Below are 1,625 nucleotides of genomic sequence, written 5' to 3'. Positions count from 1 at the left end.
TGTACGCCGGGCTGACGCAGGTGCCGCGGGAGGTGCTCGAGGCCGCGCAGATCGACGGCGCCGTGGTCGGCGGGCTGCTCGCCCTCGGCGGGGGCTGGCTCGTCGGGGCCGGACCCGGCCGCACCGTCCTCGCCGCGCTCGCGGTCGTCGCGCTCGGCCTCCTGGTGCAGGTCGCGGACCCGGCGGGCACCCGGTGGCCCTACCCGCCGGCCCGGCGCAGCAGACCCGGCTGGCACGTCCTCGCCGGGGTCCAGCGCGGCATGGAGGCCGCCCGCACCGACCGGGACGACCGGCGCGCCGTCGCCCGGCGGCTCGACACCCTCGACGCGCTGGGTCCGCCCGGCTCCCGTGACCCCCGCACCGACGCCGCCCGGCTGGCGGTCGGCCTGCCTGTCCCGAGTACGAGGAGACCGTCATGACCGCGACGACCGGACCGGGCCCGACCGAGGTCGACGAGGAGGTGGTGCCGCTGCCCGTGGCGGACGTGGCCCGGCTGGCCGCGGACGTCCTCGCGGAGGTCGGCGGCGCCGTCGTCGGGATGCGCCCGACGCTGCGCCTGGCGCTCGCCGCGGTGCTCGCCGGCGGGCACGTCCTCGTCGAGGACGTCCCAGGCCTGGGCAAGACGCTGGCCGCCCGGAGCCTCGCCCTCGCGCTGGGCCTGGGGTTCACGCGGCTGCAGTGCACCCCGGACCTGCTGCCGTCCGACGTCACGGGGTCGTTCGTCTTCGACCCGGCGACGACCTCGTTCGAGTTCCGGCCGGGCCCGGTCTTCACAGGCCTGCTCCTGGCCGACGAGGTCAACCGCACCCCGCCCAAGACCCAGGCGGCGCTGCTGGAGGCCATGCAGGAGGGCCAGGTCACGGTGGAGGGCCGGACCACCCGCCTGCCCGTCCCGTTCCACGTGCTCGCGACGGCCAACCCCGTCGAGCACGAGGGCACCTACCCGCTGCCCGAGGCCCAGCTCGACCGCTTCCTCGTCCGGGTCTCGGTCGGCTACCCCGCGCCGGCGGAGGAGGCCGAGGTCCTCGCCCGCCGCGTCGCCCGGCGGGCCGAGGCCACCCGGGTGCGCGCCGTCGTCGACGCCCCGACGCTGCGGCGGATGCAGGCGGGCGTCGAGCAGGTCGACGTCGACCCCGACGTGCTGGCGTACTGCGTCTCCCTGGCCGCCGGCACCCGCACCCACTCCGCCGTCGAGGTCGGGGCGTCGCCGCGCGGCAGCCTCGCCCTGCTCCTGGTCGCCCGTGCGCTCGCGGTGCTCGACGGCCGGGACGTCGTGCTGCCGGAGGACGTGCAGGAGGCGGCGCCGTCGGTGCTGGCCCACCGTCTCACCCTGGGCGTGCAGACCTGGGACGGCTCGGCCACCGCCGCCGGGGTCGTCGCGGACGTCCTGCGGACCACCGCGACCCCGGCCACCCTGCCGACCCGGCCGGCACGCTCGCCGTGACCGGCACGCTGGCCTGGGTGCCCACGGCGGCCTACCGGCGTGCCCTCGGGCTCGGCGTCGGGGGCCTGGTGGCGGGCGTCGCCCTCGGCTCGCCGGACCTCGCCGTCCTCGGGGTCCCGCTCGCGCTGTCGTGCGCGCTGGCCTCGCGCGCCCGGCCGCCGCTGCGGTCCAAGTCGGATCG

The 1,625-nt window shown here is 78.4% G+C and carries 2 protein-coding genes and 1 pseudogene; all 3 read left to right on the top strand.

Annotation, left to right across the window (positions count from 1 at the left end):
- Positions 1–419, top strand: a 419-nt coding sequence (locus WCS02_RS20200; RefSeq protein ID WP_340296101.1) for a hypothetical protein, incomplete at its 5' end; no start/stop codon positions are given.
- Entirely contained in the window at positions 416–1,444 is a 1,029-nt protein-coding gene (locus WCS02_RS20195; RefSeq protein ID WP_340296100.1) for an AAA family ATPase, read from the top strand. The genes WCS02_RS20200 and WCS02_RS20195, both read left to right, overlap by 4 nt.
- Positions 1,441–1,625, top strand: a pseudogene (locus WCS02_RS20190) (hypothetical protein); the annotation flags it as partial. The gene WCS02_RS20195 and the pseudogene WCS02_RS20190, both read left to right, overlap by 4 nt.

Origin of the sequence: Aquipuribacter hungaricus (assembly GCF_037860755.1) — a bacterium.
Classification (GTDB): Bacteria; Actinomycetota; Actinomycetes; order Actinomycetales; family JBBAYJ01; genus Aquipuribacter; species Aquipuribacter hungaricus.
Note: the sequence above shows the minus strand (reverse complement) of the source record. Positions and strands in the feature narration are given on the sequence as shown.

Coding starts and splice junctions, on each gene's coding strand:
- WCS02_RS20195 (WP_340296100.1), top strand. CDS start 416: ATGACCGCGACGACCGGACCGGGCCCGACCGAGGTCGACGAGGAGGTG.